The sequence below is a fragment of the Niveispirillum sp. genome (genome assembly GCF_052437035.1).
Taxonomy (GTDB): Bacteria; Pseudomonadota; Alphaproteobacteria; order Azospirillales; family Azospirillaceae; genus Niveispirillum.
Window position 1 is genome coordinate 200,728 of the sequence record NZ_JBQVOH010000009.1, and the last position, 20,488, is coordinate 221,215.

16 protein-coding genes are annotated in these 20,488 nt (G+C 64.7%); 7 read left to right on the forward strand and 9 right to left on the reverse strand.

From position 1 onward, the window contains the following. Positions 1–168: 168 nt before the first annotated feature. From ACT6Q8_RS20510 to ACT6Q8_RS20530, 5 genes are all read left to right on the forward strand, one after another. Positions 169–1,776 (forward strand): carboxyl transferase domain-containing protein, encoded by a 1,608-nt coding sequence (locus ACT6Q8_RS20510; RefSeq protein ID WP_444733986.1) that lies wholly within the window; start codon positions 169–171, stop codon positions 1,774–1,776. A gap of 11 nt (positions 1,777–1,787) precedes the next feature. Continuing rightward, positions 1,788–2,561: an enoyl-CoA hydratase/isomerase family protein gene (locus ACT6Q8_RS20515; RefSeq protein WP_444733987.1), complete on the forward strand. Its 774-nt coding sequence runs from the start codon at positions 1,788–1,790 to the stop codon at positions 2,559–2,561. After that, positions 2,558–4,540 carry an acetyl/propionyl/methylcrotonyl-CoA carboxylase subunit alpha gene (locus ACT6Q8_RS20520; RefSeq protein ID WP_444733988.1) on the forward strand — a complete coding sequence of 661 codons (1,983 nt, stop codon included), beginning with the start codon at positions 2,558–2,560 and terminating at the stop codon, positions 4,538–4,540. The genes ACT6Q8_RS20515 and ACT6Q8_RS20520 overlap by 4 nt, the downstream gene beginning before the upstream one ends. 175 nt (positions 4,541–4,715) lie before the next feature. Next, on the forward strand, positions 4,716–5,423 hold the full coding sequence (locus tag ACT6Q8_RS20525; RefSeq protein WP_054169361.1) for a substrate-binding periplasmic protein: 708 nt from the start codon (positions 4,716–4,718) through the stop codon (positions 5,421–5,423). Positions 5,424–5,463: 40 nt separating this feature from the next. Further along, positions 5,464–6,357, forward strand: a complete 894-nt coding sequence (locus ACT6Q8_RS20530) for a hydroxymethylglutaryl-CoA lyase (RefSeq protein WP_444733989.1) — start codon at positions 5,464–5,466, stop codon at positions 6,355–6,357. 119 nt (positions 6,358–6,476) lie between these two features. On the opposite strand, the gene ACT6Q8_RS20535 is transcribed toward ACT6Q8_RS20530, so the two are convergent. Further along, complete coding sequence (locus ACT6Q8_RS20535; RefSeq protein ID WP_054169388.1) at positions 6,477–6,941, reverse strand: Lrp/AsnC family transcriptional regulator; 465 nt, start codon at positions 6,939–6,941, stop codon at positions 6,477–6,479. Between the two features lie 130 nt (positions 6,942–7,071). On the opposite strand from ACT6Q8_RS20535, the gene ACT6Q8_RS20540 reads away from it, so the two are divergent. Together ACT6Q8_RS20540 and ACT6Q8_RS20545 are read left to right on the forward strand one after the other, a co-directional pair. Beyond that, on the forward strand, positions 7,072–7,314 hold the full coding sequence (locus ACT6Q8_RS20540; protein WP_444733990.1) for a DUF6356 family protein: 243 nt from the start codon (positions 7,072–7,074) through the stop codon (positions 7,312–7,314). Next, entirely contained in the window at positions 7,311–8,345 is a 1,035-nt protein-coding gene (locus ACT6Q8_RS20545; RefSeq protein ID WP_054169364.1) for a YeiH family protein, read from the forward strand. Before ACT6Q8_RS20540 ends, ACT6Q8_RS20545 begins: the two co-directional genes overlap by 4 nt. Positions 8,346–8,662: 317 nt before the next feature. Here the strand turns inward: ACT6Q8_RS20545 and ACT6Q8_RS20550 are convergent, their stop codons facing one another. The 8 genes from ACT6Q8_RS20550 to ACT6Q8_RS20585 form a co-directional block, all read right to left on the reverse strand. Then, complete coding sequence (locus ACT6Q8_RS20550) at positions 8,663–9,604, reverse strand: alpha/beta hydrolase (protein WP_054169365.1); 942 nt, start codon at positions 9,602–9,604, stop codon at positions 8,663–8,665. A 16-nt stretch (positions 9,605–9,620) separates the two neighbouring features. Then, positions 9,621–11,786, reverse strand: a complete 2,166-nt coding sequence (locus tag ACT6Q8_RS20555; RefSeq protein WP_444733991.1) for a TonB-dependent receptor — start codon at positions 11,784–11,786, stop codon at positions 9,621–9,623. A 130-nt stretch (positions 11,787–11,916) separates the two neighbouring features. Continuing rightward, positions 11,917–13,671: an allophanate hydrolase gene (atzF, locus tag ACT6Q8_RS20560; protein WP_444733992.1), complete on the reverse strand. Its 1,755-nt coding sequence runs from the start codon at positions 13,669–13,671 to the stop codon at positions 11,917–11,919. Next, on the reverse strand, positions 13,671–17,192 hold the full coding sequence (uca, locus tag ACT6Q8_RS20565; RefSeq protein WP_444733993.1) for an urea carboxylase: 3,522 nt from the start codon (positions 17,190–17,192) through the stop codon (positions 13,671–13,673). The genes atzF and uca overlap by 1 nt, the downstream gene beginning before the upstream one ends. Before the next feature lie 18 nt (positions 17,193–17,210). Next, positions 17,211–17,861 (reverse strand): urea amidolyase associated protein UAAP2, encoded by a 651-nt coding sequence (locus tag ACT6Q8_RS20570; protein ID WP_444733994.1) that lies wholly within the window; start codon positions 17,859–17,861, stop codon positions 17,211–17,213. Between the two features lie 20 nt (positions 17,862–17,881). Further along, positions 17,882–18,697, reverse strand: coding sequence for an urea amidolyase associated protein UAAP1 (locus ACT6Q8_RS20575; RefSeq protein ID WP_444733995.1), 816 nt, complete (start codon positions 18,695–18,697; stop codon positions 17,882–17,884). Positions 18,698–18,709: 12 nt separating this feature from the next. Then, positions 18,710–19,540, reverse strand: coding sequence for an ABC transporter ATP-binding protein (locus ACT6Q8_RS20580; RefSeq protein ID WP_054169370.1), 831 nt, complete (start codon positions 19,538–19,540; stop codon positions 18,710–18,712). Next, the gene (locus ACT6Q8_RS20585) at positions 19,537–20,358 is read right to left on the reverse strand and encodes an ABC transporter permease (protein WP_444733996.1); all 822 of its coding nucleotides are present in this window, start codon (positions 20,356–20,358) and stop codon (positions 19,537–19,539) included. The genes ACT6Q8_RS20580 and ACT6Q8_RS20585 overlap by 4 nt, the downstream gene beginning before the upstream one ends. Positions 20,359–20,488 lie beyond the last annotated feature (130 nt).

Here is a 20,488-nt window from a genome sequence, read left to right on the forward strand (position 1 = left end):
TTTCGTTACCCCTGTCGTCATCCCGGCGAAAGCCGGGACCCAGGGGCCCCAGGCATCACCATTTCCCCTTGCCACCAGCGACGCTGCCGAAAGGTTGGGCGCTTGGCCCCTGGGTCCCGGCTTTCGCCGGGATGACGGGAAAGGGGAAGAAACGATCGCGAGGCGCCCATGCCCGTCCTTCCCACCAACATCGACACGCGCAGCCCGGCCTTTGCCGAGAACGCGGCCTCCATGAAGGCGCAGGTGGATGATCTGCGCGCCACCATCGGGCGGATCAGCCTGGGCGGCGGGGAGAAGGCCATGGCCAAGCATCTGGCCCGTGGCAAGCTCAGCCCCCGCGACCGGGTACGCACCCTGCTGGACCCGGGCACGCCCTTCCTGGAATTCAGCCAGCTGGCCGCCTATCAGGTCTATGCCGATGATGTGCCCGCCGCTGGCATCATTACCGGTATCGGGCGCGTCAATGGCCAGGAATGCGTGGTCGTGGCCAATGACGCGACGGTCAAGGGCGGCACCTATTATCCGCTGACCGTGAAGAAGCATCTGCGGGCGCAGGATATCGCGCGGGAAAACAACCTGCCCTGCGTTTATCTGGTCGATAGCGGCGGGGCGAACCTGCCCAACCAGGACGAGGTCTTCCCCGACCGCGACCATTTCGGCCGCATCTTCTATAATCAGGCCACGCTCTCGGCCAATGGCGTGCCGCAGATTGCGGTGGTGATGGGGTCCTGCACGGCGGGCGGCGCCTATGTGCCGGCCATGGCGGATGAAAGCATTATCGTCAAAAACCAGGGCACCATCTTCCTGGGCGGCCCGCCGCTGGTGAAGGCCGCGACGGGCGAGGTTGTGTCAGCGGAAGATCTGGGCGGCGGCGATGTGCATACCCGCATCTCCGGCGTGGCGGACCATCTGGCCAGCGATGACGGCCATGCCCTGGGCATCGCGCGGCGTATCGTCGGCAACCTGAACCGGGTGAAGGCCCCGGAGGTTGATATCAAACCGGTTCGCGAGCCGCTGTACAGCGCCGACGATATCTACGGCATCATCCCCACCGACACGCGCAAGCCCTATGACGTACGCGAAATCATCGCCCGCATCGTGGATGGCTCTGAACTGGATGAGTTCAAGGCCAATTATGGCACCACCCTAGTCTGCGGCTTTGCCCGCTTGTGGGGCATGCCCGTCGGCATCATCGCCAATAACGGCATCCTGTTCAGCGAAAGTGCGGTCAAGGGCGCGCATTTCATTGAACTGTGCTGCCAGCGCAAGATCCCGCTGCTGTTCTTGCAGAACATCACCGGCTTCATGGTGGGCCGCAAGTACGAGAATGCGGGCATCGCCAAGGACGGGGCCAAGCTGGTGACGGCGGTGGCCTGCGCCAATGTGCCGAAGATCACCCTGATCATCGGCGGCAGCTTCGGGGCCGGCAATTACGGCATGTGTGGCCGCGCCTACAGCCCCCGCTTCCTCTATATGTGGCCCAATGCCCGCATCTCCGTGATGGGCGGGGAGCAGGCGGCCACCGTGCTGGCCACCGTCCGTCGTGACGGGATGGAGGCTGCCGGCAAGGAATGGAGTGCGGAGGAGGAGGCAGCGTTCAAGGCCCCCATCCGCGACCAGTATGAGAAACAGGGCCATCCGTATTACGCCTCTGCCCGCCTGTGGGATGATGGGGTCATCGACCCCGCAGACACGCGGTCGGTGCTGGGCCTGTCGCTGTCGGCGGCGCTGAACGCGCCGATACCGCCGGCGAAATTCGGCGTGTTCCGGATGTGATGGGGGCGGTGATGATCCTGACCGATATTGACGCGCGCGGGGTGGCGACCGTCACCCTGAACCGCCCAGAAATCCACAATGCCTTCAACGATGAAGTCATTGCGGAATTGACCCGCATTTTCCGCGATCTGGGGGCGAACCCGGTTGTGCGCATCGTGGTGCTGCGCGGTGCGGGCAAAAGCTTTTCCGCCGGGGGCGACCTGAACTGGATGCGCCGCATGGCCGGCTATAGCCGGGTGGAGAACCTGACTGATGCCGTCGGTCTGGCCACCATGCTGCGGACCCTGAACGAGTTGCCGAAACCGACCATCGCCGTCATCCATGGCCATTGCTTTGCCGGTGCTGTGGGGCTTGTCGCGGCTTGCGATATCGCAATCGCCGCCGATCCGGTGCAGTTTGCCCTGACAGAGGTGCGGCTGGGCCTGATCCCCGCCACCATCGGCCCCTATGTGGTGGCCGCCATGGGCGCACGCGCCTGCCGCCGCTACTTCCTGACCGCAGAGCGGTTTGGCGTGGCCGAGGCGCATCGGCTGGGTCTGGTGCATGAGGTGGTGGGTCAGGATGATCTGGACGCCGCCGCCGAACGCCATATCGACAATCTGCTGCTGGCCGGGCCAATGGCGCTGGGCGCGGCGAAGGATTTGATCCGCGCCGTCGATGGCCCGGTCACCGACGAAACGGTCGCCGATACTGCCGCCCGCATCGCCGATGCACGGTCGGGTGATGAGGGCCGCGAGGGCCTGTCCGCCTTCTTTGACAAGCGCAAGCCGGGATGGGTGAAATGAGCCGGATTTCGAAAGTCCTGATCGCCAACCGTGGCGAGATTGCCGCCCGCGTCATGCGCACCGCCCGGCGCCTGGGCCTGGGCACCGTCGCCGTCTTTTCCGATGCCGACGCCAAGGCCCTGCATGTGGCCAGTGCCGATCAGGCGGTGCATATCGGCCCGGCCCCGGCGCGTGAAAGCTATCTGGTCATCGACCGCATCATCGCGGCGGCCAAGGCAACGGGGGCGGATGCCATCCATCCCGGATACGGCTTTCTGTCGGAAAATGCCGGCTTTGCCGATGCCGTGGCCGCTGCCGGCCTTATCTTCATCGGCCCGCCAGCCAGCGCCATCCGCGCCATGGGCGGCAAATCAGAGGCCAAGGCCCTGATGGAAAAGGCCGGCGTGCCGCTGGTGCCGGGTTATCATGGCGAGGATCAGGACGGTGCCCTGCTGGCAGCCGAAGCAACCCGCATCGGCTTCCCTGTGCTGATCAAGGCCTCCGCTGGCGGCGGCGGCAAGGGCATGAAGGTGGCCGCTAGCGCCGAAGAATTCCCGGCGGCGCTCGCATCGGCCAAGCGTGAGGCCAAGGCCAGCTTTGGCGATGACCGTGTCCTGATCGAGAAGTATCTGGCCCGTCCGCGCCATGTGGAAATCCAGGTCTTTGCCGACAGCCACGGCAATTGCGTCTATCTGTTCGAACGCGACTGCTCCATCCAGCGTCGTCACCAGAAGGTGGTGGAGGAGGCCCCGGCCCCCGGCATGGACCCCGCCATCCGCGCCCGCATGGGACAGGCCGCGGTCGCCGCCGCCAAGGCCATCGGCTATGTCGGCGCCGGTACTGTTGAATTCCTTCTGGATACCGACGGCTCCTTCTATTTCATGGAGATGAATACCCGCCTGCAGGTGGAACATCCCGTGACGGAGAAGATCACGGGCCAGGATCTGGTCGAGTGGCAGTTGCGGGTGGCGGCGGGCGAACCCCTGCCCCTGACCCAGGAGCAGTTGACCATCAACGGCCACGCCATCGAGGTCCGGCTTTATGCCGAGGACCCGGCCAAGGGGTTCCTGCCGCAGACGGGCACGCTGGCGCATCTGCGCTTCCCCGAACAGGGCGAGCATGTGCGCGTGGATACCGGCGTGCGGTCGGGCGATGCCATTTCCATCTTCTACGACCCGATGATCGCCAAGCTGATCGTCTGGGACAAGGACCGCGACAGCGCTGTTCGCCGTCTGGAAAAGGCGCTGGCCGAGACGGAAGTGGCGGGCCTGAACGCCAATGTGCCCTTCCTGTCCGCCGTGGCGGGGCACCCCGGCTTTCTGGCCGCCGATCTGGATACACGCTTCATCGAGCGGTACGAGGCCGACCTTCTGCCCACGGCCACCGCGCCGGACGCGGCCACCCTGGCCCTGTTCAGCCTGGGCCTGACCCTGTCCCGCCGCGCCGGTGGCGGCGATCCGTGGGATTCCGTTGGCGGCTTTCTGCTGAACCTGCCCGCCACCGATCGGATCGAGTGGCAGGAAGCAGGCGAGGAGGGCGCGGCCCATAAGGTGGATGTCACCTGGGCACGCAGCGGCTTTACCGTCACCGCTGCTGGTGAAACCCTGTCCGTTGCCGGCAGCCTGTCTGCCGATGGCACCCTGACGGCCACGCTGGGCGGCGCGCGGGTCACGGCACGCTGGGTCTGCTGGGGCGATCATGTCAGCCTGTTCCATGCCGGGACGACGCGCACCCTGTCCCTGGTTGATCCGCACGCCGGCGCCCATGCCGATCATGGCGGCCATGGCCGCCTGACGGCCCCGATGCCGGGCAAGGTGATCGCTATCCTGGTGGAGGAAGGCGCCAGCGTAGCCAAGGGCCAGCCCGTCATCGTGCTGGAAGCCATGAAGATGGAACATACGCTGAAGGCCCCTGCCGACGGCAAGGTCACGCATCTGCGCTATCAGGTGGGTGATCAGGTCAGTGAAGGGGTTGAACTTGTCGGGTTTGAGGCTGCCTGATGGTAGGCGAGACATGCACACTTGCATGAAAATGTCATGTGAGTGTGCATTCAACTTCGTTTCCCTTCGGACCAAAGGGGATTAGAGTTGATATCCAAGGCAGGCACGGTGAGGAACCGCCATGTTCTCTCGCAGGAAAATCCTGAGAGGACTGACCGCCGTCGGGACGCTTCCATTGTGGCGTCCGGCGCTTGCCCTTCCTGCGGCCTTCCGCATGGTCTATTTCGGGGATTTCGCCCCTTTCTCGCAGGTGGACGATACCGGTCGGGTGCGCGGCCTGTTTGTGGAGGCGGCGGAAACGCTCCTGCGCGAAAAGCTTGGCCAGGGGGTGGAGCATCAGGGGTTTCCCTGGGCCCGTGCCCAGGCCATGGTGCGCGGTGGGGAAGCGGATGGCTTCCTGACGGTGCCGACCACCGAACGCCTGTCCTACGTGCTGGCCAGCGCGCGGCCCGTCTTCACCTTTCCCATGTGCATCATCGCCGCCGCCGACAGTCCGCGCCTGACCGAATTGCATCAGGTGAGGCGGCTGGAGGATCTGCGGTCCTTCCGTGTCGGTCACTATATCGGCTCCGGCTGGGCCGATGCCAATCTGCGGCCCCTGGGACTGGATATCCAATGGGCGGCCGATCTGACGGGCGCCATGCGTCTGGTCGCCAATGGCCGTGTCGATGCGCTGGTCGACAATGCCGTATCCATGCGGGTACGGCTGGCTGCGCCGGAGTTCAATGGCAGGCTGGTGGAACTGCCCAATATCCTGGCCACACAGCCCTATCATCTCTGTATCGGTCGCAGTTCGGCCTTTGCCGGCCTGATGCCGCAGGTGAATGCCGTCCTGGCGCAGCGCCCGGTCAGCGGTGGCGGCGGGATTGCCAAGGCGACCTGACCCCATCATATCCCTTTCCCATCCTCACGGTCGATTGATCATGCACGACATCCGCCTTGTCGAAGTGGGCCCGCGCGACGGGCTTCAGAATGAAAAGACCCTGGTGCCGCTGGCTACCAAGATCGAACTGGTGAACCGGCTATCCGCCACCGGCCTGTCGGTGGTGGAGGCCGGGGCCTTTGTCAGCCCGAAATGGGTGCCGCAGATGGCCGACAGCGCGGATGTGATGCATGCCATCACCCGCAAATCCGGCGTCACCTATCCGGTCCTGGTCCCCAATGAGAAGGGGCTGGAAGCAGCCCTTGCCGTGGGTGTGACGGAGGTGGCGGTGTTCGGGGCCGCGTCGGAGGCGTTCAGCCAGAAGAATATCAATTGCAGCATCGCCGAAAGCCTGGACCGCTTCCGCCCCGTGATTGACCGGGCCAAGCTGGCGGGCGTGAAGGTGCGGGGCTATGTCTCCTGCGTCCTGGGCTGCCCCTATGAAGGGGCGGTTGATCCGGGCAAGGTGGCCGAGGTGGCGGCCAGCCTGATGGCCATGGGCTGTTACGAGGTCAGCCTGGGCGACACGATCGGCGTCGGCAACCCGCGCGCCGCCCGGTCCATGTTGAAACGCGTGGCCGAAGAGGTGCCCATGGGCCGCATCGCCCTGCATTTCCATGACACTTACGGACAGGCCCTGGCCAATATCCTGGCCTGTATCGAGTTGGGCGCGCGGGTGTTCGATGGGGCTGTGGCGGGGCTGGGCGGCTGCCCCTACGCCAAGGGCGCGTCGGGCAATGTCGCGACGGAGGATGTGCTGTACATGCTGAACGGCATGGGCCTGTCTACGGGCGTGGACCTGGACGCGCTAGCTGCTATCGGCAACTGGATCAGCGGGGAACTGAACCGTCCCAATGGCAGCAAGGTGGGCCGGGCGCTGGCGGCGAGGGGTTGATACCAGTGGCATGAGTTTCTGACTCATGCCACTGGAGGCCGGAGACTGCCTGCCCGGCGCTCGTGCGCCGGAAACCAAGGCGGCGGAGGCCGCCGTCCGGCGATTAAGGGAACAACAAATCACCCCTTCACATAATCCAGCGGCAGTTCGGTCGTGTATTTCAGGCATTCCATGGAGAAGCCGGCGGACACGTCCGACAGGTTGGCTACCTTGATCAGGCGCTTATACAGCGCATCGTAACCGGCGATGCTGTCCACCATGAACTTCACCAGATAGTCGATGTCGCCCGACATGCGGTGAAGTTCGATCACCTCTGGAATCCGGCTGACCCCTTCGGAGAATTTCTGCAGCCATTCCTCTGAATGGGTTGCGGTGCGGATCAGGATAAAGCCGGTCAGGCCCAGGTTTAGCTTTGCCGGGTCCAGCAGGGCCACGCGCTTGCGGATAATTCCTTCATCCTCCAGCCGCTTGATCCGCCGCCATGCGGGGGTCTGCGACACACCGGCCCGTTCGGCGATTTCGGCGACGGAGCCGGACGCGTCTGATTGCAGGGTGGCCAGGATCTTGCGGTCGATCTGATCCAAAATCTTCTCCATTATGCGCAATAGGTAGAAGAAAATTACGAAGTTGGCCGCAAGATACCACAAAGTTTAGACAAAAATCACCCGAAGCTGGTGATAGGCTTTCCTTGTTTCCGGCACCTGGAGGAAAGCCATGCTGCACCGCCTGTTCACAGACCATCCGGCCTCTGTCGGTGAAAGCTATCTGGCCCATATGGGGCAGGCCTTTTCCTTCGGCTTTACGATGCTGTTCGCGGCGATTGCCTGCATCCTGCACGGATTCTTCCCCTTCCTGTTCGTGAAGACGGGCAGCAACACGATCCGCCGCCTGCATGAACGCATGGTCACCCACCGCGACCGCCGCACCATGATGGCGCCTGGGACGCTGGCCCGATGACCTTCGCCCCCTGGACCAGCCAGCAGACGCGCCATCCGCTGGTCCAGCGGGGACGGGATGTGCTGCCGGGTTTGCTGCTGGCCGCTATCGTGGCGCTGGCGGCGGCCCATATGTCGGCGTGGCAGGGTGGGCCGGTCATGCTTTACGCCCTGGTCTTCGGCATGGGGCTGAATTTCTTGGCGGCCGATGCCCGCTGCACCCCCGGTATCACCATCGCGACCAAACCGATCCTGCGCCTGGGCGTGGCTCTGCTGGGGGCCAAGGTGACGCTGGGCGATATGCTGGGCCTGGGTTGGGGCGCCGTGGCGCTCGCCGTGTCCGGCCTGCTGGTGACCCTGACGGGTGGCTATGTCATTGGCCGGATGTTGAAACTGCCGCCGGCGCATGCGTTGCTGTCCGCCGGCTCCGTCGCCATCTGCGGAGCATCTGCGGCATTGGCTATTTCCGCGGCCCTGCCGGCCCGCCATCAGGCGGAAAAGCCCACCTTGCTGGTCGTCGTCGGTGTTACCGCGCTGTCCACCATCGCCATGCTGGCCTATCCGCTGCTGGCCCGCCTGCTGGGTCTGGGGGAGGAACAGGCGGGCCTGTTCTTCGGGGCCAGCATCCATGATGTGGCGCAGGTGGTGGGTGCAGGCTACCTGATTTCCGACCACACGGCGGAGGTGGCGGCCATCGTCAAGCTGATGCGGGTGGCCTGTCTGGTGCCGGTGGTCATGGCGGTGGCCTGGATTTTCCGCGACCGTGCGGTGGATGGGGCAAAGAAGGCCAGCCTTCCGACCATTCCGCTGTTCCTGCTGGGCTTCATGGCGCTGGTGGCTGTCAACAGCCTGGGTCTGCTGCCGACGGTTGCGCTTGGCGTGATGGGTGAACTGTCGCGCGGCTGTCTGGTCGTGGCTGTGGCGGCGCTGGGCATGAAGACCAGCCTGCGCGATATGGCGGCCCTGGGTCCGCGCCCGGTGGCGGCCCTGGTGGGACAGACGGCGCTGCTGGCTGTCTTTGCCCTGGGTTTCATCGCTCTGGCCGGCATGTAAAAAGCCCTCCCGTCCTGGGACGGGAGGGGAGGACCGCCGTCAAATGGATCGGCGGTGGGAGACGGTTGAAAACATCAGTCGCTGGCAGGGCAAAGGGCCGGAGTTGCTGACTTCCAGCCCTCTTTTTGCTATGCTGTCCACATCAACGGCATAAACGCGTCCAACGCTATTCGGAGCCATCGGCTTTCGGACTGGCGCGCGCCGTGGGTCATGTAACACCCCCTGATTTTATGTTTCACTTGGTTGCACGAAACCGAAATCAGGTCGGAGACGGTCCGTCACTAACTCCGAATTCAGGGGTTGGTCGGGTACGCCCCTTACACCATCGCGCGCATGCGTTCCGCCGTATCGGTGATCGCCTGCTTTGCGACATCCAGAACACCGCAGAAGGATATAAAACCGTGGAACGTGCCGGGGTAGGTCAGGTGTTCGGCCCGCCCGCCCGCATCGCGCAGCCGCGTGGCATACAAGGCGGCTTCATCATGCAGCGGATCATATCCGCCGGTGATCAGCAGGGCCGGCGGCAAGCCGCGCAGATCGGGTGACAGCAGGGGCGATACCGCCGGCAGGAAGGCCAGACCCGGATCGGTCAGGTAGTTGCCCTTGGCCCAGGCGATGCCATCCCGCGACAGGAAATATTCGCCATTACCCTTGGTCTGCCGGGAGGGGAGGCGCGGATCGCCATCGGCCAGGGTCAGCACGGGATAGAACAGCACTTGGCCCCTTGGCCGCCGCTCCGTCGGGCACAGCAACTGACAGGCGCAAGCGGCCAGGGTGCCGCCGGCACTGTCGCCGCCGATCAGCAGCCGGGCCGGGTCCCCGCCATGATCGCCGATGCGGGCCAGCGCCCAGCGTGTGCTGTTCAACGCATCGTCCAGCGGGGCGGGAAACGGGTTCTCCGGGGCCAGACGGTAACCCACACTGGCCACAATGAACCCGCTCTTTGCCGCCAGATGCGACAGCGGCGCGTCATAGCAGGCAAGGCCCCCCATGGACCAGCCGCCGCCATGGAAGAACAGCAGCGCCGGTGCCGGCCCCCGGACCGTCTGCGGACGGTAGATCCGTAGCGGCAGGGGATGATCGGCCAGGGGCACCCCCTCCATCCGGATGGAGACATCATCCGCTACCAGCCCGCCCAGCTGTGTGAACAGCAGGTCGTAGTCACGCCGGGCGGTTGCCATGTCGATATCATCGATGGCGGTGCCGCCCGCCTGTCGGAAGCTTTCAAGAAGGGCGAGGGACTGGGGGTCCAGCGTCACGATCGGCCACTCCCCGTCAGTAGCGGTATTTCAGGCCCAGCGACCAGGTACGCGGCGCGCCGTAATAGGCAAGCTGGTAACCCAGGCTGTCCGACAGGTCGAAACCGTGGCTCACATAGCGCTTGTCGGTGATGTTGCGGACGCCGAATGTGCCGGTCCAATGCTCGTCCGCCGTCTGGAAGGCGATTTGAGCATTCAGCAGGGCATAGCCGGACTGGGCAAGCACTTCGCTGCTGCTGACGGTGGGATAGGTCTTGGAGCGGTAGGAGAGGTCACCATCGACGATGACCCGACCGGCATCGCCAATCTCTCGCTGCCAGTTGGCGCCGAGGCGGAAGCTCCATTCCGGGGAATTGACGGGGGTGCGCAGGTGGGCAATGTCGGCCCCGCCCGGCCCCTTATATTCGTCATACTGCGCGTCCAGCCAGGCAGCGGTGGCCGACAGGGTCAGGTCCTGCGTGGCCCGCGCCGTCATTTCCAGCTCCAGCCCCTTGGTCGTGGCGGCACCGGCATTGGTGAACAGGGCCGCAAAGCCGCCCGTACTATCGGCGACAAAGCTGGAAAGCTGCAAATCCTTGTAGTCATTGTAGAAGCTGGCCAGATTGAGCGTCATCCGGCGGTCCAGCAGGCTGGATTTCAGGCCGACTTCATAGGACCACATGGTCTCCGGATCATAGGCAACCGCCTGGGCCGGGTTGTTGGACCGGCCATCGAAGCCACCGCTCTTGAACCCGCGCGCCGCACTGGCATAGGCCATGACATCGTCGCTGACCTTGTAATCCAGGCCCAGCTTGGGCGACAGCGATGACCAGTTGTCACCCGTCTTCACATCCGTGATCCGCAGGCCGGTGCCCAGCGCCGGGGGGATCGGGGCCGTGGCCGCGAAGAATTCCTGGATACGGTCGAAGGACTTCTTCTCATAGGTGTAGCGAAGGCCGGCGGTCAGGGACAGGGCGTCGGAGACGTGATAGCTGCCCTGACCATAGGCGGCATAGGAGCGGTTGGTCTGATCATTCAGGGAGTTGGTGACCAGGCTGATGACAGGGCCGGCAAGGCCGCTTTCCGTCTCGTCATGCTCGCGGAAATAATAAAGGCCGAAGACGCCGTTGAACCGGTCACTCTTCACATTGGCCTGGAATTCCTGGCTGAACTGCTTCTGCGCCTCATCCACGAAGACGCCGAAAATGGCCGCACCCGTGGCGTCCAGGTCCAGGTGTGTCTTGTAATCCATGGTCCGGTAGGCGGTGATGGATTTCAGGCTGACGGCCTCGCTGGCGTCCCAGTCGATATGGGCGGCGACACCGCGCACCGACAGCTTGTTCAACCCGTTGAAATCGGCATCGACCTTGAACGGGTCGGCATTGGGCGGGGTGCCGAAGACGGCGGTGGCGCGGGCCGGGGTCCGCGACGTGTCGGGCCGGTCATCGGAACCATCGGCGGACAGGCTGATGGTCAGCCGGTCATTGGGCGTGGCCTTCAGGCCCAGACGCCAGGCGAAGGTCTCCTGATCGCCATCATCCTTGCCGCCCACCGAGTTCTTCGCGTAGCCATCGCGCGACAGGTAGGCCACGGCGGCACTGCCGGCCAGTTTTTCAGGGATCAAGGGACCCCGGACGGAGGCCTTCACGTCGCGGCGGTCATAGTCGCCGATCGTGGCCTCGACACTGGCGGCGGTGCGGTCGTCGGGCTGTTTGGAGACGAATTTGACAGCGCCGCCAATGGTATTGCGGCCATAGAGCGTGCCCTGCGGACCGCGCAGCACCTCCACCCGCTCCGTATCGAACACATCCAGGAAGGCGCCCTGGGCACGGCCCAGATAGACATCATCCAGATAGATGCCGACACCGGGATCGGCAAAGGCCAGGCTGTCGATCTGCCCCACGCCGCGGATATAGACGACGGCGTTGGACGCATCGCCCTCATGCAGGGTCAGGTTGGGCACGGCGGCCTGCAGGTCGCCCAGGTCGGACGCGCCCAGTCGGTTCAGCGCATCCGCCGACAGGGCCGTTACGGCCACGGGTGCATCCTGCAGCCGCTCCGCCGACCGCCGGGCCGTCACCACAATTTCTTCCAGGGCCAACGTATCGCCCTGGCCCGTCTCCTGCGCCCAAACGGGCAGCACCGCGATGCCGGTCAGCAGCCCCGCCATATAGGCGGCATTCCACGCGTTTGTCTTGGCCATGTTTCCTGTCCCCATCCACGCGGCGGTCAGATGCCGCCGTTGAGGCCAGCATGGCCCGTGCCGGGGACAGGATATAGCGAAGAGACAGCGGACAAGATTGCCGCAGATTTTGCGGGTATCTGGCGGCGACCTATCCCAGGCTGGCGCGATAGGCCCGCCAGCCCCCGAATTCGGTGATGTCGGTGGCACCGGCCAGGGCGTGGCTTTCGCACAGGAAGCAGGTGACCTGCCGTCCATCATCCAGCGCCACCTTGCCTACGCCCAGCGGGGCGGGGATGCGGGCGACGAATTGGCCGAAGGCGGCGGGCGGCAGGGCCCATTCCTCTGCCACGATGCCCGGCCCCGCAAAGCCCGGCTCGCGCACCAGACCGGGCTTCGGCGGGACCGTCCCGGCCAGGGCATAGAAGCGGTAATCCGGCGCGGTGCGGACATCGCCCAGCTTGATCCCGCCGACGCTGGTCAGCTCCTGGTTCAGCGGCATGCCTGACAGATGGGCACCGACCACCACGATGGGCAGCCAGTCGGCGGGTGCGGTCGGCATGATCTCTCCCTTGCCATGCAGGCGGCTGGCCAGCACGGCCAAGCCATGATCGGTGAAGGCCGGCCCGATCAGCGTGACGCCGAAGGGCAGGCCATTGGGGCGGAACCCGGCGGGCACGGCCACGGCGGCACAGTCCAGCAGGTTCACAAAATTGGTGTAGCGGCCCAGATTGCTGTTCAGGCGCACGGGATCAGCCAGCATGTCTGCCACCGAATAGATTGTCGGTGTGGTGGGCAGCAGCAGCAGGTCCAGCTCGGACCAGATACGGGCGATTTCCTGGGTATAGAAGGCCAGCGAATACTGGCCGACAAAGGCCTCCACCGCTGTCTTGCCCTCGGCCCCCGCGATGATGGCGCGCACGGTCGGATCCATGGCATCGGCCTGACCCTCAAAAAACTCCTCAATCGCGGCCAGCCGCTCGGCCACCCAGGGGCCGCCATAAAGCAGATGGGCGCATTCGCGCAGCGGCTTGTAATCAAACGGCACCGCAGTGCCGCCCAGGGACATCAACCGTTCCACCGATGCGTCATACAGCGCCGCTGCCGCGTGATCGCCCAAGAACTCCTTCTCCGCCCCCGTCAGCACGCCAAAGCGGAAGCCAGACAGGCGCAAGGGGCGGGTCTGGACCGGGCGGGAGAAAGGGTCGGCGGCATCAAACCCTTCCGCCACGCGGCGGACCAGATCGCCATCGGCCACATCATGGGCCAGAACCGTGATGCAATCCTGCGAGCGGCAAGCGGGCACCAGACCGCTGGTGGACAGCAGGCCCTTGCTGGGCTTGATCCCCACCAGATCGTTGAAGGCGGCAGGCACCCGGCCCGATCCCGCCGTGTCGGTGCCCAGCGCGAAGGCCACCTGCCCGTGCGCCACCACCACCGCCGACCCGGAACTGGACCCACCAGAGATATAGTCGCTGTTGAACACACAGCGCGGGGCCCCATAGGGGCTGCGCGTGCCGTTCAGGCCCGTGGCGAACTGATCAAGGTTGGTCTTGCCCACCAGGATGGCCCCGGCGGCGCGCAGCCTGGCCACCACCGTACTGTCGGATGCGGGCGTGAAGGCAAAGGCAGGGCAGGCGGCGGTGGTGAGCAGGCCGACGGCGTCGATGTTATCTTTCGCGGCGAAGGGGATACCCCAGAGCGGCTTTGACGGATCGTATCCACCCGCCGTCAGCGCCGCTGCCTCGGCGCGCAACTGATCGGCGGGCACCGTGTTGATCCAGGCGGCGGGGTCGGGGTTGGCGGCCAGACGTGCCAGCACCGCCTCTATCACCGCCACCGGGTTGCTGGCCCCGCTGCGATAAAGCTCGGTCAGGGCCTGGATGGTCAGTTTTTCGGGTAGCATCAGACAATATCCTCCAGGATGGCGACGGTCTGTCCGGCATTGACGGTACGGCCCGGCTTCACGGTGATTTCCCGCACCCGGCCCGCACTGGCGGCCTTGACCTCCATCTCCATCTTCATGCTTTCCAGGATCAGGATGGTGTCACCGGCGGCCACCACCTGGCCCGGCTCCACCATCACCTTCCACACATTGCCCGTTACACCCGTTTCGACACCGGAACAACCATCGGGCATGCTGGTATTGTCGGCCACCGGGCCGCCATCGTCGCTGACGAAACTGTCCAGGCCACGAGCCTTCCAATCTTCCCGCTCGGCCTCGAACGCCGCCTGCTGGCGGGTTTTGAAGGCGTCGATGCTGGCGGCATTCTCAGCCTGAAAGCCCAGGTGCGCGGCATAATCCAGGGTGGTTTCCTCGATCCGCACCGGATATCGGCCATGGGGGAAGGCCTCGCGCGCTTCCGCCAATTCCTGTTCCGTTACGGGGAAGAAACGAATTTGGTCAAAGAAGCGCAGCAGCCAGGGGCTACCCTGCTGGAAAGGCGGGGTGTTGCGCCAGGAATTCCACACCTGAATGGTGCGGCCAAACAATTGGTATCCGCCCGGCCCCTCCATACCATAGATGCACATATAGGCTCCGCCGATGCCCACGGCATTTTCCGGGGTCCAGGTGCGGGCGGGATTATATTTGGTGGTCACCAGCCGGTGGCGCGGGTCCAGCGGCGTGGCTACCGGCGCGCCCAGATAGACGTCACCCAATCCATAGACAAGGTAGGAGGCGTCGAAGACAATGCGCTTCACATCCTCCTGGCTGTCCAACCCATTGATACGGCGGATAAACTCGATATTGTCCGGGCACCAGGGGGCGTCGGCCCGCACCAGTTCCTGATACTTGGTCATGGCCAGCCGGACCTGGGGATCGTTCCAGGATAGGGGCAGATGCACGATGCGGCTGGGCACCTTGGCCTGTTCGATGCTGCCCAGGCCCGCCTCGATCTCCGCCAGCACACGCAACAGCGTGGATAGCTTTAACGTTCCGCTATCGTAATGAACCTGGAGAGAGCGGATGCCCGGTGTCAGGTCGATGATGCCGGGTAGGGCGCGGGCGCGGAGCGCCGTGACCAGCAGATGCACGCGCAGCCGCAGGCCCAGATCCAGCGCCATCGGCCCGTATTCGACCAACAGATAATCATCCCCCGCCCGGCGATAGACGACGAGCACCGGCCCGTCGATCCGCGACAGGATGGGGGAGGGGAGGGTGGCGTGGGTGATGATGGCGGGGGCGCTGGGCGTCACGGATACCGGCACAAACCGAACCTTATCGCCGGGCCGCAACTGCCCGACCTTCCACAGATCATCCTTGGTGACGACCACGGGGCAGACGAACCCGCCCAGACTGGGGCCATCGGGGCCAAGAATGATGGGCATGTCACCGGTAAAGTCCACGGCCCCGATGGCATAGGCATTGTCATGGATGTTGGAAGGGTGCAGCCCCGCCTCCCCCCCATCCGCCCGCGCCCATTTCGGGCGGGGACCGATCAGGCGGACGCCGGTACGGGCGGAATTGAAATGCACCTCATAGGTCGCGGCGAACAGGTCGGCGATGTCGTCTTCCTGAAAAAAGTCAGGCGCGCCGTGCGGTCCATAATGGACGGACAATTGCCAATCGTTGGACAGAACGGGCAGAGCAGGCACTTCCGCCGGACCCACCGGCAGCCCCGCCAGCGTCAGCGTGTCACCCGCCTTCAGGCAACCGGTGGCGTGACCGCCAAAGCGGCCGAGCGAGAAGGTGGCCTTGGAGCCCAGATATGTCGGCGCATCAAAGCCACCGGCCACGGCCAGATAGGTACGCTGTCCCGCCCCCTGGATGCGGCCCAGCGCCAGGGTCTGCCCGGCCTTGACGGTGACCGGCGTGCCGTGGGCTACGGGCGCACCGTCCAGGGTGGCCGCCATGATGGCACCCGTCAGAGCGATGGTGGTATCGGTATTGAAGCGCAGGGTGGGTCCGGTCAGGGTGCATTCCAGCGCCGCCGTACCATCTGCATTGCCCAGCAGCCGGTTGGCCAGACGGAAGGATTTATCATCCATCGGCCCCGATGGCGGCACCCCCACATCCCAATATCCCAGCCGCCCCGGCCAATCCTGGATGGAGGTCTGGGCACCGGGGGCCAGCACCTCAATCGTGGCCGGGGTGAAGGCGAAATCCTTCAGCACCGATGTGGCGACCTTCCCCTGGCGGAACACATCCGACCCGATGATGGCGGCCAGATAGGACAGGTTGGTTTCAATCCCCGCCACGCGGCTGGCGGCCAGGGCGGCTGACAGCTTGTCAATCGCCGCATCACGCGTATCCGCATGCACGATCAGCTTGGCCAGCATCGGGTCGTAATTGGCCGTCACCTCCGTGCCGGTCGCCATCCAGCCATCGACACGGATGTCGGTGGGGAAGGTCACCTCTGTCAACAGACCGGTGGACGGGCGGAAATCGGCGGCGGCATTTTCGGCATAAAGCCGGACCTCAATCGCGGCCCCATGCGGGATCAGGCTTTCCTGGGAGGGCAGGGTGAAATCACCGGCGGCCTGCCGCACCATCCATTCCACCAGATCGACGCCGAACACGGCCTCTGTCACCGGATGTTCGACCTGCAGCCGGGTATTCACCTCCAGGAAATAGACCCGGGCGCGGGCCACGTCATAGATGAACTCAACCGTGCCAGCGGATGCGTACTTGACTGACTGGCCCAGGGCGATGGCGGCATCGCGCAGGTGCATGCGCACCGGATCAGGCAGGCCGGGGGCGGGCGTTTCTTCCACCACCTTCTGGTTACGGCGTTGCAGGGAGCAGTCGCGCTCCCCCAGCGCCACGACCCCGCCCTTGCCATCGCCGAAAATCTGCACCTCGACATGCCGCGCCTCGGCCACGAACCGTTCAAGATAGACGCGCGCATCGCCAAAGCTGCTGGTGGCCATGCGCTGTACGGCGGCGAATTTGGCGGCCAGCTCCTCGGCGGAATGGCAAAGCTGCATGCCGATGCCACCGCCGCCCGCGGTACTTTTCAGCATAACGGGGAAGCCGATTTCGGCGGCCGCCACCTGCGCCTGTTCCACGCTGTCCAGAATGTCGGTGCCGGGCAGCAGCGGTACGCCTGCCGCCTTGGCCAGGGCGCGGGCCGTGTGCTTCAGGCCGAAACCTTGCAGATGTTCCACACGCGGGCCGATGAAGGTGATGCCCGCTTCATTCAGCCGTTCCACGAACCGGGCATTTTCCGACAGGAAGCCATAGCCGGGGTGAACAGCCTGCGCCCCCGTCGCCTTGCAGGCGGCGATGACGGCATCAATATCCAAATAGGATTGCTTGGCGGGCGCGGGGCCGATGTGCACGGCCTCGTCCGCCGACAGGACCGGCAGGGTGAAACGGTCGGCGTCGGAATAGACGGCGACAGACGCGATACCCATGCGCCGCAGGGTTTTGACCACCCGTGCGCAGATCTCGCCACGATTGGCGATCAGGACCTTGGTGAACATCACATATCCCCTTTGGCGTCAGGCAGCCCAGACCAGCACCCGGATGGGCGTGGGGTCGAAACCGTTGCAGGGATTGTTCACCTGGGGACAGTTGGAGATGACGCAGAGCAAATCCTGATGCGCCACCATTTCCACATAATCCCCGCCCGATGACACGCCATCGGCAATGGCCAGCGTGCCGTCGGCGTCTATGGGCACATTCATGAAGAAATTGATGTTGGGCACGATATCGCGCTTGCCCATGCCATGGCGCGACACGGCAATCAGGAAGTTTTCCCGACAGGCATGCATGTATTTGGTCTGATGACCAAAGCGCACAGTGTTGCTTTCGCAACTACACGCCCCGGCGGATGTATCATGGCTGCCGCTGGTATCGGCAATCACGGTGGCCAACGGGTTGCCCCGATTGGAATAAAGCACTGATCCCGGCCCGATATAGGGCGTGCCCTGGGCCAGCACCGTATCCTGCGCGCTGTAACGCTCGGTATGGTCGGCCAGGCTATAGAACAGGGTGTCGACGGCCTGACAGCCCTTGCTGTCGATGATGCGGAAGACCTGGCCCTTGCGCACGATGCCGGACCAGGGATGTTCCGCCGGGATCACCTCGTCATGGATGGCGGTGGCCATGTCGCGGTTGGACAGGACGGGGGTGAATGTGCTGTTGCTCATGATCTCTTCCCTCCCCCGGTTCAGGCCGACAGATAGGCATCAGTATTGACGAAACCGCGCACAGCTTCTGCCGTGGCGGTGCGGCACAGATCATCCGTGGCTGGTGCGGGGGCCGTGTGGATGGTCAACGCTACTGGCGCCGGCTCAACCTTGGGGGCCAGCGGGTGGGGGGTATTGGAGATGGCCAGGATCAGATCCATTTCGGCGCGCAGCGACACGAAATCACCGGGCGTCACGGCGCTGGCATCAAAGGCGAAGGTGCCGTCCGCACTTACACTGGCGGGGGCGAAAAAGGTGATGCAGGGCGGGATATCCCGCTGTGTCAGCCCATGTTTGCCAGCTGCCAGGATGAAATTATCCCGCGCGTTGCGCACCCCGCTGTCGGGGCCATAGGTACGGGTGACAGAGGCCGGGGTGGACCCGCCGATCACTGTGTCATGCCGCCCGCAACTATCCTCCACAATGGACAGCAGCACCCGGCCCATGTCGGAGAACAGGACCCGGCCCTTCCGCAGGTCAGCCGTCCACTGAATCTTAATCGTGTCGGCGTGGTTGTACCGTTCCGACGGGTCGGCCAGATTCCAGGCCAGCAGCGACACGCCCGGCGTCGCCCCCGGATTGGTGATGCGCAGCACCTGCCGGCGCCGGATCACCCCGGTCCAGTACCAGCCGCCGGGCAGGCTCTCGGACAGAATGATGCTGTCGGCGCTGGGCCGAGCCATGTCACGCGGGCTTGGCGGCGGCAGGACCAGCGGCGCATGGCCGGCACCGGCGGATTTCAGTTCCAGGTAACGGGCGCGGTTGGCGGCGATCTGTTCTAGGGTCTGGCGGGGCATGATGCTCCCTCCTCACGCGGCGTCGGTCGGGTCGTCCCGGTCCGGTTGCCCGTCGACAGTGGCCGGGTCGTCCCGGCGGGGCGGATTGGGGTCTGTGCCGGAGCCTGGATTGCCCGCCACGCGGCGGGGCCAGACCTCGATATCGTTGGTGATGCTGGCACCATAGCGCAGCCGTTCTTCCGGCAGGTTACGGCGGCGGTCAAAGGCTATGACGCGGGTGCCCAGGTGGAAGGCTTCCGACAGGTCATGGGTGACCATGACGACGCTCATCGGATGTTCGTGCCACAGTTTGCGCATCAGCTTATGCACATCGCCCCGGATACCGGGGTCCAGCGCGCCGAACGGTTCATCGAGCAGCAGCACCTTGGGCTTGGCAATCAAGGCTTGGGCCAGGGCCAGCCGCTGCTGCATGCCGCCGGAGAGTTGGGCTGGGTACTTATCCAGCGCGTGGCTCAGGCCGACCGCATCCAGCAGCCGGGCCGCCTCATCCCTGGCCTGACGCCGGGCGGCACCGAACAGGCGACCCAACACGCCGCCGCCCTTCAGTTCTGCCCCCAGCAACACATTGCCCAGCACCGTCAGGTGCGGGAAAACGGAATAACGTTGGAACACCACGCCCCGGTCAGGGCCGGGTTCGGGCGAGATGGGTAAGCCGTCAATCAGGATTTCGCCCTTGGTCGGCGTTTCCTGTGACAGCAGCATGCGCAGAAAGGTGGTTTTGCCACAGCCGGACGGGCCGACCAGGGCCACGAAGGAACGCGGGGCGATTTCCAGATTGATCTGTTCCAGAACCACCTGCTCGCCATATTCCTTCCAGACATTGCGAACGGAAATCTGTGTCATGCCCCGGCCCTCGCATCCTCAAACCACGGGAAGGCGCGGCGTTGCAGCACCCGCAAGCCCAGATCCATCAGGAAGCACAGCAGAGTGATCCAGGCGACATAGGGCAGGATCACATCCATGGCCAGATAGCGGCGCACCAGGAAGATGCGGTAACCAAGGCCGCTTTCACTGGCAATCGCCTCTGCCGAGATCAGGAACAGCCAGGCGGGCCCAAGGTTCAGGCGGATGCTGTCGATCAGGCGCGGCAATATCTGTGGCAGCACCACGCGGATGGCGATGGTCCAGCTATTGGCCCCCAGCGTCTGCGCCTTGATCAATTGCTGTCGTGGCAGATCGTCGATCTTCAGCATCAGGTCGCGGATCAGGCAGGGAAGGACCCCGACCACGATCAGGGTGATCTTGGATGCCTCTCCCAGCCCCACCATGATGAACAGGATAGGCAGCACGGCCAGCGGCGGCACCATCGACACCACCGTAACAAACGGGGACAGGGTGGCGCGGACATAGGGCAGCAGACCGGCGGACAACCCAACCAGCAATCCACCCGCCGCCGCGATGGCGATGCCCACCGCCAGCCGGGCCAGCGAGGCGCCGGTATCCAGCCACAGCAGGACATCGCCCGTGCGCTTGTCGGCGGTAAACGCCATGCGGTCGATGGCATCGGCAAAGGCGGTCAAACCCGGCAGCAACTTGTCCGCCGGGTTTTCGGCCAGCCGCACCGCCGACCCCAACGCATAGGCAATCAGAACCGCCAGAAAGGGCAGGGCTGCCAGAAGCATCCAGCTTGTTCGATCGGGTCGCTTGTTGATCAGACGCATGGGCGGGGTCCCGTGGTTGGGCGTTTGTCACGCTGTCTCTCGCTGCCTTCCCCGCGAAAGCGGGGATACAGGGGCCGTCGTGCCTGTGACCCTGGACCCCCGCTTTCGCGGGGGAAGCAAATGAAAGGTG